The organism is Streptomyces sp. NPDC021115 (assembly GCF_044333065.1).
Taxonomy (GTDB): Bacteria; Actinomycetota; Actinomycetes; order Streptomycetales; family Streptomycetaceae; genus Streptomyces.
In genome coordinates this window covers 590,306-604,517 of record NZ_JBIRQF010000003.1, presented here as the reverse complement: position 1 = coordinate 604,517, position 14,212 = coordinate 590,306, and the positions used below count along the sequence as shown (strand labels likewise).

Sequence of the window (14,212 nt, the reverse complement as noted above, 5' to 3'; positions counted from 1 at the left end):
GTGTTCAGGGGCGGCGCGCCCAGGCGGAGATCATGGGGGCGGTGGCCAGGTCGAGGCGTCCGGTGGCGACGTTGGCCAGATGCCGGTCGATCTCCTCGTCGGTGGCCAGGCCCGCGGCCACCAGCCGGGTCCGGATCTGCCGCACGGTGGCGTCCTCCAGCACCGTGCAGGCCGGTGAGGCGATGGGGAAGTACGCGTCGGCGCACACGTCCGCAAGGCCCGCCTCGCGCAGCAGCCGGGGCAGGGTGCGCCCGTACGCGAGGTCCGCGCCGCGCCCGGCCATCAGCTCGCGGAAACCGGACCGCAGCCGGTTGGCGAGGCGCTGTTCGGGGCCTGACTCGTCCGGGCACAGCAGCGGCTGGAGCCCCGGGTCGGCGTCCTCCAGCAGCAGCCAGCCGCCGGGCCGCAGCGCCTGGATCATCCGGCGCAGGGCCTCGGCCCGGTCGGGGACGTGCACCAGGACGAGGCGGGCGTGCACCAGGTCGAAGGGGCCGGGCGGCGGCGGGTCGGCGGCCACGTCGTGGCGCAGCACCTCGATCACCCGGTCGGGACCGGTGGCCGTGGTGCGGGTCCAGGACACGTCGATGTCGGTGGCGATCACCTGCCCGCTGGGCCCGACCCGTTCGGCCAGCCCCTCGGGTACGGAGGGGCCGCCCGCGCCGACCTCCCAGACGCGCATGCCGGGGCCGATGCCGAGCCGGTCGACGTGGCGGAAGGTGCTCGGGTCGAACAGCTCGGCCAGGGCGCCGAACCGGATGCCCGCCTCGGTCTGCCGGTTGTCCAGCAGATAGCCCCGCTCCTCATCGGCCGCGGCGTTGACGCCGTGCGTGTCGTCCATGCCGTAGATCGTGGCAGACGGGGAGCGGGAGGACCGGTCGAGGGGTCAGACGAGGATGCCGGTGCAGCGGTCCTCGATGTACGCGCGCTTGGCGGCCTCGTCGCGGGCGGAGGTCAGATAGCGGGACCAGGCGCGCCGCTCGTGGGAGGTGGCGTCCAGCTCGACGACCTCCTGGGTGGGGCGGGGGGCGCCGTCGGGGACGGGGTAGGGCTGGAAGCCCGCGCCGTCCTTGAAGTAGAGCGTCTGCCAGAACTCGTTGTTGTTGCGCCAGACGCCGACGAGCACGAAGTACTTGTCGCCGGCCCGGTGGTTGAGGATGAAGCCCAGCTCGCCGCGGAGCCCCAGCCGGCCGGCCGCGGCCTCGTCACGGAGGTATTCGCGGGCCTCCTCCCGGACGTCCTTCGGTACGTCCTGGCCGTCGCGGTGGACGTCGTACCACTTGAAGGGGCCGCCGGGCACGGCGAGTTCGTCGCCCGGCGCGATGTTCTTCTGGACGTGCTCGTAGTCCGCGGGGATGTCGCCGAGGCCGTCCAGCTGCGGAAGCGCTTGCGCCATTGTCTCATCAACCCAATCTCGCGTTGTCGGAGTGGTACAGGCCGTTCTCTTCGAGCTCGCGCAGCCGGTGGTAGTCCGCCTCCACCTGCGCCTCGTCGTCTGAGCTGAGGTAGAGATAGCCCGGTGAGGTGGCCAGGTCGAGGGTGCGGGTGACCGGTTGCCAGCACACCGCGCGCTACAGCCGGCCGACCCTCACCTACGTCGACCGGGTCACCCAGCTCGGTGCCAAGGTCCGGACGTCCGAGGACAGACTGCGCCGCATGCTGGTCTTCGACCGAAGCCTCGCCGTCATCGAGGTCCAGGACGACTCCGAGGCGGCCCTGGTGATCCGCGAGCCCAACATCATCGAATTCATGCGGGCCGTCTTCGACCAGACCTGGCTGCGGTCCGTCCCCTTCGCCTCCGCCATCTCCCGGGAACAGGCCAAGGCCATTTCGGACCAGATCCGCCAGGCGATCACGAGCCTGCTGGCCGAGGGCCTGAACGACAAGTCCATCGCCCGGCGGCTGGGCATGTCGGAACGGACCTGCCAGCGCCACATCTCCGAGATCATGGCGCACATCGGCGCGAAGAGCCGCTTCCAGGCGGGCTATCTGCTGCGCGACCTCCAGCAGGCCTGACCGGCCCCGGCCCCGGTGCCCACTACGGCTTCCGGGCGTCCGCGTACAGCACCCGGGTGGCGGTGGTGAAGCGGGCGAGGACGTCCGGCAGCGGGGTGACGCCGATGCCGGGCGTGGTGGGCACCGGGAGATGGCCGTCCGCCAGGACGAACGGCTCGGTGAGGTCCTCGGCGAAGTACCGCCTGGACGCCGAGGTGTCGCCGGGCAGGGTGAATCCGGGGAGGGCGGCGAGGGCCAGGTTGGGGGCCCGGCCGATGCCGGTCTCCAGCATGCCGCCGCACCACACCGGGACGCCGTGGGCGGTGGCGAGGTCATGGATGCGGCGGGCCTCCGTGTAGCCGCCGACCCGGGCGGGTTTGACGTTGATGACCCGGCAGGCGTCCATGGCGATCGCGGAGGCCGCGTCGCTCGCGGAGTGGATGGACTCGTCCAGGCAGACCGGGGTGGTGAGCCGCCGCTGGAGCTGGGCGTGGGCGTGGAGGTTGTTCTCCGCCAGCGGCTCCTCGATGAGCAGCAGGCCGAAGGCGTCGAGCTTCCGCAGATGGGGCGCGTCGGCGAGGGTGTACGCGGTGTTGGCGTCGACCTGGAGGGGCAGTGCGTCGCCGAACCGCTCCCGTACGGCGCGCACCGGCTCCACGTCCCAGCCGGGCTCGATCTTGAGCTTGATGCGGACGTAGCCCTCGTCGAGATACCGCTCGACGTCGTCGATCAGCTCGGGGAGGGAGTTCTTGATGCCGACGGAGACCCCGGCGGGCACCCGGTCGCGGACCGAGCCGAGGAAGGTGGCGATCGGCATGCCGTACGCGCGGAGTTCGGCGTCCAGCAGGGCCGTCTCCACGGTGGCCTTGGCGAGTTCGTGCCCCTTGACAGCGGCCATCGCGGGCGCAAGGGCCGCCGTGGTCGGCTCGGGGAGTGCGGCGACGCGGGGCAGCAGGAAGTCGCGGATCACGGTCTCGGCACCGGCGACGAACTCGGAGCAGTACAGCGGCTCCGGGTCGGCGGCGAACTCGGACCAGCCCTCGGCCTCGTCCGTGACGACACGCAGCAGGAAGGTGTCCTTGGCCGTCATCGTCCCGAAGGAGGTGCGGAAGGGGGTGACGAGCGGCAGGGCGACATGGAGCAGTTCGACGCGTTCGAGCCTCATGAGCGCGGTTCCTCAGGGGTGTTCGGGGTGAGCAGATACCAGCCGTCGCGGGACATCGACGTCGCGCGCAGCCCCTCGGCGTACGCGTCGGTGAACACCTCGCGCACGGCGTGCCGCCAGCGCAGTGCCTGTGCGGGGTCGGCGGCGCGCAGCGCGACGATGTCCTCGGGCACCCGGCACCACAGCCGCCGGCCGTCCCGTACGGCGAGCGGACCGCCGTCGGGGGCCGTGCGGACCTCCGTGGCGCGTGCGCGGGCCGCCCCGTCGGCGGCCTCGTCGGTCGTTGCGGCGGTGGTGCGCAGGTCCCAGGCGGCGGTGAGCCGGTCGCTCTCGTCGCCGTCGTTCACCCCGTCGTTCATCGGCCCGTACAGGTCGACCAGGTACTCGGATCCGACGGCGCCCAGCTTGACCAGGTTGAACCGGGCGTTGCGGCCCACCAGCGGGTCGAAGGTCCAGCGCATGGTGCGGGCGCCGCGGTCCAGCGCCCAGACCCGCTGGGCCTGCTTGAGCGCGAAGCCGACGCCGCGGTCGGAGGCGGTGGCGGCGGCCACGAACGAGTACGCGCTTCGGTCGGCGGGCGGTCCGAAGACCGCGACGGCCGCCCCGGCGAGCCGGTCGCCGTGCGGCCCGGCGCTGTACGCGGCGTGTACCGCGCCGCCCGCGTGCACGAGGCTGTGCAGCACCTCGCTGGGATAGGGCGGGTTGGTGTGCGGCAGCTGCCATACGTCGGCGAGGAAGTCGGCCACCGCCCGGATACCGGCCACATCGTCCACGGTGCGGACGGCGACCCCGGCGGTGTGGGCGGCGGCGGACGCGAGCGCGCGTGCGTCCATCGTCACTGCTGGTGTCATGCCATCGAGTCTCCCGGCCCGCACCCGGACACCCCTTGTCCGGACGCACAAAGACAGCCTAGGGTCCTGTGCCGATCGGCCAACCATGACAGGAAGGGCCCGGCACCGCACCCATGGACGCCCGCACTCTCGGGGACATCCTCGCCGTTCTCGGCGAACCCACCCTGCGCCCGCTCAGCTCCCCGGCCGGTCTCACCGCGCCCGTCACCGAGGTGCTGCTGTACGACGCCCACGCGCCGCTCCCGGCCCGGGCGCCCGGCGCGCTGCTGCTGGCCGTCGGGGTGCGGGCGGAGGACGCCGGGCCGCTGGTGCGGGAGGCGGCCGCCGCCGGGATGGCCGGGGCCGTGGTGCGCGGCGCGGCCGGGCCGGTGGCCGAGGCGGAGGAGTGCGGTACGGCGCTGCTCGCCGTGGACGAGGACGCCGCCTGGCACCACGTCCATCTGCTGCTCGCCCAGGCCGTCGGGGCGCGGCCGTCCCCGGCGGGCGACGGGGCCGCGCTCGGGGATCTGTTCTCGCTGGCGGGCGCGGTGGCGGCGGCCGTCGGCGGTGCCACCGTGATCGAGGATCCGCGGCAGAGCGTTCTCGCGTACTCCACCGTGCCCGGGCAGCCGGTCGACGAGGCCAGGCGGCAGGGCATCCTCGGCCGTCAGGTGCCGGACAGCCCCGAGAACACCGAGCAGTACCGGGTGCTGTTCGCCGCCGAGGGCCCGGTCCGGCTCGCCGCCCTCGGCGAGGGCGAGCTGCCGCGGCTGGCCGTCGCCGTCCGGGCGGGCGGCGAGACCCTGGGCTCGCTGTGGGTCGTGGACGACGGGACGCTCGCCGCCGACGCCGGGACCCAGCTCGCCCAGGGCGCCTCCACCGCCGCTCTCCTGCTGCTGCGGGCACGGGCGGCGGCCGAGCTGTCCCGGCATCTGACCGGCGATCTGCTGCGCCGCCTGCTGGACGGCACCGCCGAGCCCGCCACCGCCGCCCAGCGCCTGGGCCTCACCCCGGGCACCCCGCTGCGGGTGGCCGCCTTCGCCCTGGACCCGGCCGTCTCCGCGTCGCCGGACGGCGAACAGGCCGCGCCGCGGCTGCTGGACCTCGTACGGCTCCAGTGCGAGGCGCGCTACGGGCGGCAGGCGTGCGTCCTGGTCGACGGGGTGGTGTACGCGCTGCTGCCGGGCGACGGGGAGCCCGGCGGGCCCGCCGGGGAGCGGCAGCGGCGGCTCGCGGAGGACATCGTGCGGCGCGCCGGGCAGGCGCTGCGGGTGCCGGTGCGGGCCGGGCTCGGCGAGGCGGTGCCGGACCCGGCGCGGATTCCGGGCTCGCGGGAGGACGCCGATCTGGTGCTGCGGGTGCTCCGCCCGGACGAGACGGTCGCCGCGGTGCACGAGGTGCGGGCCCGGGCCGTCCTGTTCCGGCTCACCGGGCTCCTCGGCGAGCGGCGGGAGCTGGCGGCTGGCGCGTGGCGGCAGGTGCTCGCGTACGACGAGGGCCACGGGACGGACTACGCCCGCACCCTGGTGTGCTGGCTGGACGCGGGCTGCGACATGGCCCGGGCGGCGAAGTGGCTCGCCGTGCACCCCAACACCTGCCGCTACCGGCTCCGTCAGCTGCGCTCCCAGCTCGGCATCGACCTGGACGACCCGGACGAGCGGCTGGTGCTGTGGCTCCAGCTGCGGACGCTCGGGGGCCCCCGCGCGTAGGGCCCCGTCAGCCGCCGAGCCAGTCCGCGAGCCGCGCCTCGCACGCCCGCAGCTGGTCGAGGGGCACGTACTCCCCCGGGGTGTGCGCCAGGGACGGATCGCCCGGGCCGTAGTTGAGGGCCGGGGTGCCGAGCGCGGTGAACCGGGCGACGTCGGTCCAGCCCAGTTTGGGTCGGGGCACCGCGCCCACCGCGGCGACGAACGAGGCGGCGGCGGGCCGGTCGAGGCCGGGGAGGGCGCCGGGGGTGACCTCGGTGATCTCGACCTCGTACTCGGGGAAGAGGTCCCTTACGTAAGCCTCGGCGTCCTCGGCCGAACGGCTCGGCGCGAAGCGCAGATTGACCGTGATCACGCAGGCGTCGGGGACGACGTTCTCGGCCACGCCCGCGCGCACGGCGACGGCGCTCAGCCCCTCGCGGTACTCCAGGCCGTCGATGACGACGCGTTCGGCGGTGTGGTCGTCCAGCCGCTTCAGGACGGTGGCGGCGCGATGGGCCGCGTTGACCCCTCGCCAGGCGCGGGCGGTGTGCGCGCGGGCGCCGCGCACGGTGATGTCGGCCATCAGCATGCCCTGGCAGCCCGCCTCGACCCCGGCGTCGGAGGGTTCCATGAGGATCGCGAGGTCGGCGTGGAGCAGTTCGGGCCGGGCCGCGGCGATCCGCGCGAGGCCGTTGCGGTCGCCGGAGACCTCTTCGCACTCGTAGAAGACGTAACTCACGTCGTGGACGGGGGCGGTGAGGGTGGCCGCGAGCCGCAGCGCCACCGCGACGCCGCCCTTCATGTCGCAGGCGCCGAGCCCGTGGAGCCGTTCCGGATCGAGGCGGGCGGGCAGGTTCCCGGCGGCCGGGACGGTGTCCAGATGGCCCGCGACGATCACGCGCCGGTCGCGGCCCAGGCGGGTGCGCGCCACCACGGAGTCGCCGATCCGCTCGACCGTCAGATGCGGCAGGGCGCGCAGCGCGGTCTCGACGGCGTCGGCGAGCGCGGCCTCCTCGCCGCTCTCGGACGGGGTGTCGACCAGGGCGCGGGTGAGCGCGACGACGTCGGCGGCCGGGGCGATGGCGGGGGCGGGGGTGCTCATGAAGCGGTCTCCTGGACGGTCTTCTCGGGGGTGGGGTTACGGCCGAGCGCGGAGTGGCGGATGCCGTAGAGCCCGTAGACCGCGAGCCCCGCCGCCATCCAGGCGCCGAAAGCGATCCAGGTGTCGGTGCCGAGCCCGAACATCACGTACCCGCAGGCGGCCACGCCGAGCAGCGGGGTCAGCGGCGCGAACGGCACCCGGAAGCCGCGCGGTGCGTCCGGGCTGCGCCGCCGCAGGATCAGCACCGCCAGGTTGACCAGGGCGAACGCGAAGAGGGTGCCGATGCTGGTGGCATCGGCGAGGGCGCCGAGCGGAATGAGCGCGGCGAGGACCGTGACGAAGGCGGTGACGATGACGGTGCCCGCGCGCGGCACCCCGGTCCGCGGATGGACGGTGGAGAACAGCGGAGGCATCAGCCCGTCGCGTGACATCGCGAAGAGGATGCGGATCTGGCCGTACTGCACGGTCAGCACGACGCTCGTGGTGGCGATGACCGCGCCGATGGACAGCAGGACGGGCCACAGGTTGCCGCCGCCGACCGATCGCACCAGCACCTGGCTCAGCGTGGCCTCGGTGCCCGCGAACCGCTGCCAGGGCATCGCCCCGACCGCCGCCAGCGCGACCGCGCAGTACAGGGCGGTGACCAGGGCGAGCGAGAGGATGATGGCGCGCGGCAGATCGCGCTGCGGATTCTTCGCCTCCTCTCCGGCCGTGGACGCGGCGTCGAAGCCGATGTACGAGAAGAACAGCGAGGCGGCGCCCGCGGTCATCCCGGCGGTGCCGAGCGGGAAGAGCGGGCGGAAGTTCCCGGCGTGGAAGGCGGTGAAGGCGACGGCGCAGAACATCAGCAGCACGACGACCTTCACCGTCACCATGACGGCGTTGGCGAGCGCGCTCTCCCGCGCCCCGCGCAGCAGCACCACCATGGCGAGGACGACGATCACCGCGGCGGGCACGTTGAGCACCCCGCCCGCGCCCGGCGGGGCGGCGAGCGAGTCGGGCAGCGTCCAGCCGATCGTGAGCTGGAGCAGTTCGTTGACGTACTGGCCCCAGCCGACCGCGACCGCGGCCACCGACACGCCGTACTCCAGGATCAGACACCAGCCGCAGACCCAGGCCACCAGCTCGCCGAGGGTGGCGTAGGCGTAGCTGTACGAGGAACCGGCGCCCGGGATCATGCCCGCCAGCTCGGCGTACGAGAGCGCCGAGAACAGCGCGGTGACCCCGGCGAGCACGAAGGACACCACCACCGCCGGACCGGCCTCGGGCACCGCCTCACCCAGCACCACGAAGATCCCCGTGCCGAGGGTGGCGCCCACGCTGAGCAGCGTGAGCTGGCTCAGCCCCATGGTGCGCCGCAGCGGGCCCCCGCTCGCGTCGGCGACCAGGCCCGCCACGCTCCGGCGCCTTGTCAGCTTGTTCTCACCCTGCACCGACCCGCTCCTTCCGCTGCCGCATGGCCCCTGATGATGCGGCAGCGGGGCGGGCGCGGGGATGCGCGCATCGGCCAAGATGATCCGGGTCGCTTTGAACGATCGGCCAAGCGCCGTCCGGTGGCGGACCGTGGCCGAAGATGCGCCGCCCTGCCCGGGGCGGCTGTGAGTCCGGACACAGGATCACCGGCCGCTCCGCGGGCGTGCGGCGGACCGCGAACGACATCGCGAAACCGGCTCCCACCAGGCATGCCGCACAAGAAACGGGAGCGGGCGGGGGTGACGGGCGGCCTGGACGCGCGGCCACCGGCCGGGGCCGCGAGCACACCGTAAGATCTGCGGCTCCTGTTAACGCTGGGTAAACTGCCTGCTCGGCGTGGAGCGGTGCCGGTTCGGTTGGGGGGCGGAACAAGCCTTTTCAGCCATCGGTGGCCGCGGATTCGGGGCGGCTGCTGAAGGGCCGCGCCGAAGCTGCGCCCTCGCGGCAGCCATCGGCCGCGAGCGGGTGTTCGGGACCCGGCTCAGTGTGGAGCCGGAATGGCGGAGGCCGATGGTCCGGTGGTCCGGACGGTGTCGCCGAACTCTCGGTCCGCTGACTCCTTAAGAGGCCGGATGACCCTCGTACACGACTCCCAGACACTGATCGCCCCGCCGTCGGCACCCACCGTGGCGGAGCCCGTGCCGCCGCGCGCCCTGTTCACCGGGGGCGGCGCCCACGCCGAGCGCACCCTCGTCGACGTCCTCCGCGAGACGGCCCGCCGCTACCCGAACGCCCCCGCCGTCGACGACGGCACGGCCGCGCTGAGCTACCGGGCGCTGCTCGCCGAGGTGGAGCGGGTGCGGCGGCGGCTGGCCGGGGCAGGCGTCGGCGTCGGCGACCGGGTCGGCATCCGCGTCCCGTCCGGGACCGCCGATCTGTACGTCGGGATCCTCGCCGTGCTGGCCGCCGGGGCGGCGTACGTCCCGGTGGACGCGGAGGACCCGGACGAGCGGGCCGAACTGGTCTTCTCCGAGGCCGGGGTGAGCGCGGTGCTCGGCACCGGTCTGGAGATGGCGCCGCGCGCCGAGCCGCACGGCGCCCCCGGCCGCCCGGGGCCCGGCGACGACGCGTGGATCATCTTCACCTCCGGCTCGACGGGCAAGCCGAAGGGCGTCGCCGTCAGCCATCGCAGCGCGGCGGCCTTCGTGGACGCCGAGGCCGGGCTGTTCCTGGCGGACGAGCCGATGGGCCCGGGGGACCGGGTGCTGGCCGGTCTCTCGGTGGCGTTCGACGCGTCCTGCGAGGAGATGTGGCTCGCGTGGCGCAGCGGCGCCTGTCTGGTGCCCGCACCCCGGTCGCTGGTGCGCACCGGTGTGGACCTCGGTCCCTGGCTGGTCGAGCAGGAGATCACCGTGGTGTCCACGGTGCCCACGCTGGCCGCGCTGTGGCCGGTGGAGGCGCTGGACGACGTACGGCTGCTGATCTTCGGCGGCGAGGCGTGCCCGCCGGAACTGGCCGAGCGGATGGCGGTCGAGGGCCGTGAGGTGTGGAACACCTACGGCCCGACCGAGGCCACCGTCGTGGCGTGCGCCGCGCAGCTGACCGGCGAGGGCCCGGTGCGGATCGGGCTGCCGCTGGACGGCTGGGAGCTGGCGGTCGTGGACTCCCGGGGCGAGGTCGTGCCCATGGGCGAGGTCGGCGAGCTGGTGATCGGCGGGGTGGGCCTGGCCCGCTATCTCGACCCGGCGAAGGACACCGAGAAGTACGCCCCGCTGCCCGCGCTGGGCTGGTCGCGGGCGTACCGCAGCGGTGACCTGGTGCGCGCCGAGGACGAGGGGCTGCTGTTCGTCGGCCGGGCCGACGAACAGGTCAAGCTGGGCGGCCGCCGGATCGAGCTGGGCGAGGTGGACGCCGCGCTCCAGGCGCTGCCGGGCACGGCGGGCGCCGCGGCCGCGGTGCGGACGACGAAGGCGGGCCACCAGCTGCTGGTGGGCTACGTGGTCCCCGAAGAGGAGAGCGGCTTCGACCAGGCGGACGCGCTGGACCGGCTGCGGGATGTGCTGCCCGCGGCGCTGGTGCCGCTGCTCGCGGTGGTGGACACGCTGCCCACCCGTACGTCCGGCAAGGTGGACCGGGCCGCGCTGCCCTGGCCGCTGCCGGGGGTCGGCACGGCCGGTGCGGCGGATGGGCTGACCGGGACCGAGAGCTGGCTGGCCGAGCTGTGGGGCGAGGTGCTGGGCACCCCGGCGAGCGGTCCGGACACCGACTTCTTCGCGGCGGGCGGCGGCAGTCTGGCCGCGGCCCAGCTGGTGTCGCGGATCCGGGACCGCTTCCCGAGCGGTTCGGTCAGCGACATCTACCAGAACCCGCGGCTGGACGCGCTGGCCCGGACGCTGGACGCGATGGGCGGCGAGGTGACGGCCCCGCGCACCGTACGGCCCGTCCGCCGGCGTACCGGGGTGGCGCAGACGCTGCTGACGCTGCCGCTGCTGACGGTCGCCGGGCTGCGCTGGGGCGTGGCCGCGGCCGCCGTCCTCAATGTGCCGCACCTTCTCGGCTCCGCGCCCTGGGCGCCCACCGTGTCCTGGTGGTGGGTGGTGCTCGGCTGGCTGTTCTTCGTCTCGCCGCCGGGCCGGATCGCGATCGCCGCGGGCGGTGCGCGGCTGCTGCTGCGGGGGCTGAAGCCGGGGACGTACCCGCGCGGCGGCGGTGTCCATCTGCGGCTGTGGACGGCCGAGCGGCTGGCCGAACTGAGCGGCGCCACCGGCCTGTCGGGCAGCTGGCTCACCCACTACGCGCGGGCGCTCGGCGTGCGGATGGGCCCGGATGTCGATCTGCACGCGCTGCCGCCGGTGACCGGGATGCTCAAACTCGGCAGGGGCAGCGCGGTCGAGCCCGAGGTCGATCTGTCCGGCCACTGGCTGGACGGCGACTGCTTGCGGATCGGCCGCATCCGGATCGGCGCGGGCGCCACGGTCGGCGCGCGCAGCACCCTCTTCCCCGGCGCCCGGATCGGCAAGCGCGCCGAGATCGCCCCGGGGTCCGGGGTGACCGGTGCGGTGCCCGCGGGGCGCCGCTGGGCGGGCGTACCGGCCGCCAAGTCCGGCAAGGCGGCGCAGCACCGGCCGGAGGACCGGCCGCCGCGCACCCGGCGCTGGGCGCTGGTGTACGGGCTGACCTCGCTGGGCCTTTCGCTGCTGCCCACCCTGGCGCTGCTGCCCGCGCTCGCCGTCCTCGCGCTGTTCGTGCGGGGCACCCACGGCGCGGACCAGGCGCTGTTCCACGCGCTGGCCGCCGTGCCACTGGCGACCGTGGCCGGGATGGTCTGCTACGCGCTGCTGATCCTGGCCGGGGTGCGCACGCTCGGCATCGGCCTGCGCGCGGGTCATCACCCGGTGCACGGGCGGATCGCCTGGCAGGCGTGGGCCACCGAGCGGCTGATGGACATGGCGCGGGTGCATCTGTTCCCGCTGTACGCGAGCCTGTTCACCCCGGTGTGGCTGCGGGCGCTCGGGATGAAGGTGGGCCGCGATGTCGAGGCGTCCACCGTGCTGGCGCTGCCGTCGATGACGACGGTCGGCGACGGCGCGTTCCTCGCCGACGACACCATGGTCGCCTCGTACGAACTGGGCGGCGGGCAGCTGCGGATCGCCGAGTCGCGGGTCGGCAAGATGGCGTTCCTCGGCAACTCCGGCATGGCCGCGGGCGGCAGCTCGGTGCCCAAGCGCGGCCTGGTGGGCGTGCTGTCCGCCGCGCCCAAGGGCGCCAAGGCGGGCAGCTCCTGGCTCGGGATGCCGCCGATGAAGCTGCCGCGGGCGGCCGAGGAGGGCGACCAGAGCCGTACGTACCGCCCGGCGCGGCGGCTGAAGTGGGCGCGTGGCGCCGTCGAACTGTGCCGGATCGTGCCCGTCATGGGCGGCGCGGCGCTCGCGGTGCTGGTGCTGGCCGCCTTCGCGGCGGCCGCCGGGCGCTGGGGCTTCCCGGCGGCCCTGGCGGGCGGCGGGGTGCTGCTGTTCGCTGGCGGTCTGGTCGCGTGCGCGGTCGCGGTGCTGGCCAAGTGGCTGCTGGTGGGCCGGTTCCGGGCGGCCGAACGGCCGCTGTGGAGCTCGTTCGTGTGGCGCACCGAGCTGGCGGACACCTTCGTGGAGGTGCTGGCCGTACCGTGGCTGGCCGGGGCCGTTTCGGGCACACCGCTGATGAACTGGTGGCTGCGGGGGCTCGGCGCGCGCATCGGGCGCGGAGCCTGGTGCGAGACCTACTGGCTGCCCGAGGCCGATCTGGTACGGATCGGCGCCGGCGCGAGCGTGAACCGGGGGTGCGTGGTGCAGACCCATCTGTTCCACGACCGGATCATGCGCATGGACGAGGTGGTGCTGGAGGAGGGCGCGACCCTGGGCCCGCACGGCATCGTGCTGCCGGGCGTCACGGTCGGCGCGTGTGCCACGGTGGGTCCGGCGTCGCTGGTGATGCGTGGCGAGGCCCTGCCCGCGGGCACCCGGTGGCTCGGCAACCCGATCGCGGCGTGGCAGCCGGAGAAGGAGCGGGACATGCGGAAGACGGAGGACACGGCGAAGTGAGCAGGGGCAGGGGCAAGGGCGGCCGGGCACAGACCGCGCCGGGCGGCTCGGTCGGGGCGGACCGGTCCGGGGATTCGTATCTGCCGGGGCACGGCAACGGCGGCTACCGGGTGACCCATTACGACCTGGAGCTGACCTGCCGTCCGAGCACCGGCCGGATCTCGGGCCGGGCCCGGATCTCGGCGGTCGCCGAACCGGGCGCGACGGGCGAGCCGCTGGCCGGGTTCAGCCTGGACCTGGGCGCCTTCCGGGTGGACGGGGTGCTGGTCGACGGAGTCCGCGTGGCCCGCTACACCCACCGGGCGGACAAGCTGCGCGTCCGCCCGGCCCGCCCGCTGACCGCCGGGACGCCGTTCACCTTGGAGGTGCGGTACGTCGGGGTGCCACGGCCGGTGAAGACCCGGCACTGGGGCGACCTGGGCTGGGAGCAGCTGGAGGACGGGGCGCTGGTGGCGGGCCAGCCGATCGGCGCGCCGTCCTGGTTCCCGTGCGACGACCACCCCTCCGCCAAGGCGTCGTACCGGGTCGCGGTGACCGCGCCGTCGCCGTACGCGGTGGTCGCCGCGGGCACCCTGGAGTCGTGCACGGTCAGCGCCTCCACCACGACCTGGGTGTACGAGCACCCGGCGCCGATGTCCACGTATCTCGCGACCGTCCAGATCGGCCTGTACGACCTGGTCGAGCTGACGGACAAGGCGGTGAGCCCGGTGCCCCAGCGGGCGGCCGTACCGCCGCGGCTGCGCGACCGCTTCGACCACGACTTCGCCCGCCAGCCCCGGATGATGGCCGTCTTCGAGAACCTGTTCGGCCCGTATCCGTTCGACGAGTACGCGGTGGTGGTGACGGACGACGAGCTGGAGGTGCCGGTCGAGGCGCAGACGCTCTCCGTCTTCGGCTCGAACCATGTCGACGGACGGCGCGGCTGTGAGCGGCTGGTGGCCCATGAGCTGGCGCACCAGTGGTTCGGCAACAGCCTGGGCCTCGCCGACTGGCGCCACATCTGGCTGAACGAGGGCTTCGCCAAGTACGCCGAGTGGCTGTGGTCGGAGTTCTCCGGCGGCGTCCCGGCCGCCGTCCACGCCGCCCGGTTCCGGGCCGCGCTGGCGGAGCAGCCGCAGGATCTGCTGGTCGCGGACCCGGGCATGGCGCGGATGTTCGACGACCGGCTCTACCACCGCGGGGCCCTGACGCTGCACGCGCTGCGCACGGTCCTCGGGGACGACGCCTTCTTCGCCTGCCTGCGGGAGTGGACGGCCGCCCACCGTCACTCCACCGTCACCACCATGGAGTTCACGGCCCTGGCGCGGCGCCATACGGCACAGCCCCTGGACTCGCTGTTCACCGACTGGCTCTACACCCCCCGGCTGCCGGAACTTCCCGGCGGCAGCGGCCCGGTGTGAGCCGCCCGTTCCGCGTCCGGCCTCCGTACGTTTCAACTCGCGGCT

The 14,212-nt window shown here is 74.3% G+C and carries 11 protein-coding genes; 4 read left to right on the top strand and 7 right to left on the bottom strand.

The features are described 5' to 3' along the window. Nucleotides 1-4: 4 nt before the first annotated feature. Genes ACH4TL_RS12675 through ACH4TL_RS12665 form a run of 3 tightly spaced genes read right to left on the bottom strand, consistent with a single transcriptional unit; the run spans nt 5 to nt 1,562 of the window. The gene (locus ACH4TL_RS12675) at nt 5-838 is read right to left on the bottom strand and encodes a class I SAM-dependent methyltransferase (protein WP_398318054.1); all 834 of its coding nucleotides are present in this window, start codon (nt 836-838) and stop codon (nt 5-7) included. A gap of 45 nt (nt 839-883) precedes the next feature. Beyond that, nucleotides 884-1,393: a hypothetical protein gene (locus tag ACH4TL_RS12670; protein WP_398318057.1), complete on the bottom strand. Its 510-nt coding sequence runs from the start codon at nt 1,391-1,393 to the stop codon at nt 884-886. Nucleotides 1,394-1,400: 7 nt separating this feature from the next. Then, complete coding sequence (locus tag ACH4TL_RS12665; protein WP_398318060.1) at nt 1,401-1,562, bottom strand: hypothetical protein; 162 nt, start codon at nt 1,560-1,562, stop codon at nt 1,401-1,403. On the opposite strand from ACH4TL_RS12665, the gene ACH4TL_RS12660 reads away from it, so the two are divergent. Beyond that, a complete protein-coding gene (locus tag ACH4TL_RS12660) occupies nt 1,543-2,013 on the top strand; it encodes a LuxR C-terminal-related transcriptional regulator (protein WP_398318063.1) in 471 nt (156 codons plus the stop codon). The genes ACH4TL_RS12665 and ACH4TL_RS12660 overlap by 20 nt on opposite strands. 22 nt (nt 2,014-2,035) lie before the next feature. Here ACH4TL_RS12660 and menC read toward each other — a convergent pair whose 3' ends face one another. Beyond that, entirely contained in the window at nt 2,036-3,157 is a 1,122-nt protein-coding gene (gene menC, locus ACH4TL_RS12655; protein ID WP_398318066.1) for an o-succinylbenzoate synthase, read from the bottom strand. Then, nucleotides 3,154-4,008, bottom strand: coding sequence for a chorismate synthase (locus ACH4TL_RS12650; protein WP_398318069.1), 855 nt, complete (start codon nt 4,006-4,008; stop codon nt 3,154-3,156). Before ACH4TL_RS12650 ends, menC begins: the two co-directional genes overlap by 4 nt. 113 nt (nt 4,009-4,121) lie before the next feature. Between ACH4TL_RS12650 and ACH4TL_RS12645 the strand changes: the two genes are divergently transcribed. Further along, complete coding sequence (locus ACH4TL_RS12645) at nt 4,122-5,696, top strand: PucR family transcriptional regulator (RefSeq protein ID WP_398318072.1); 1,575 nt, start codon at nt 4,122-4,124, stop codon at nt 5,694-5,696. A 7-nt stretch (nt 5,697-5,703) separates the two neighbouring features. Here ACH4TL_RS12645 and dapE read toward each other — a convergent pair whose 3' ends face one another. Then, nucleotides 5,704-6,777 carry a succinyl-diaminopimelate desuccinylase gene (dapE, locus tag ACH4TL_RS12640; RefSeq protein ID WP_398318075.1) on the bottom strand — a complete coding sequence of 358 codons (1,074 nt, stop codon included), beginning with the start codon at nt 6,775-6,777 and terminating at the stop codon, nt 5,704-5,706. Further along, nucleotides 6,774-8,210, bottom strand: a complete 1,437-nt coding sequence (locus ACH4TL_RS12635) for an amino acid permease (protein ID WP_398318078.1) — start codon at nt 8,208-8,210, stop codon at nt 6,774-6,776. The genes dapE and ACH4TL_RS12635 overlap by 4 nt, the downstream gene beginning before the upstream one ends. Nucleotides 8,211-8,822: 612 nt before the next feature. Between ACH4TL_RS12635 and ACH4TL_RS12630 the strand changes: the two genes are divergently transcribed. Together ACH4TL_RS12630 and ACH4TL_RS12625 are read left to right on the top strand one after the other, a co-directional pair. Next, nucleotides 8,823-12,767 carry a Pls/PosA family non-ribosomal peptide synthetase gene (locus tag ACH4TL_RS12630; RefSeq protein ID WP_398318081.1) on the top strand — a complete coding sequence of 1,315 codons (3,945 nt, stop codon included), beginning with the start codon at nt 8,823-8,825 and terminating at the stop codon, nt 12,765-12,767. Beyond that, nucleotides 12,764-14,167, top strand: coding sequence for a M1 family metallopeptidase (locus ACH4TL_RS12625; RefSeq protein ID WP_398318084.1), 1,404 nt, complete (start codon nt 12,764-12,766; stop codon nt 14,165-14,167). The genes ACH4TL_RS12630 and ACH4TL_RS12625 overlap by 4 nt, the downstream gene beginning before the upstream one ends. Nucleotides 14,168-14,212: the final 45 nt, after the last annotated feature.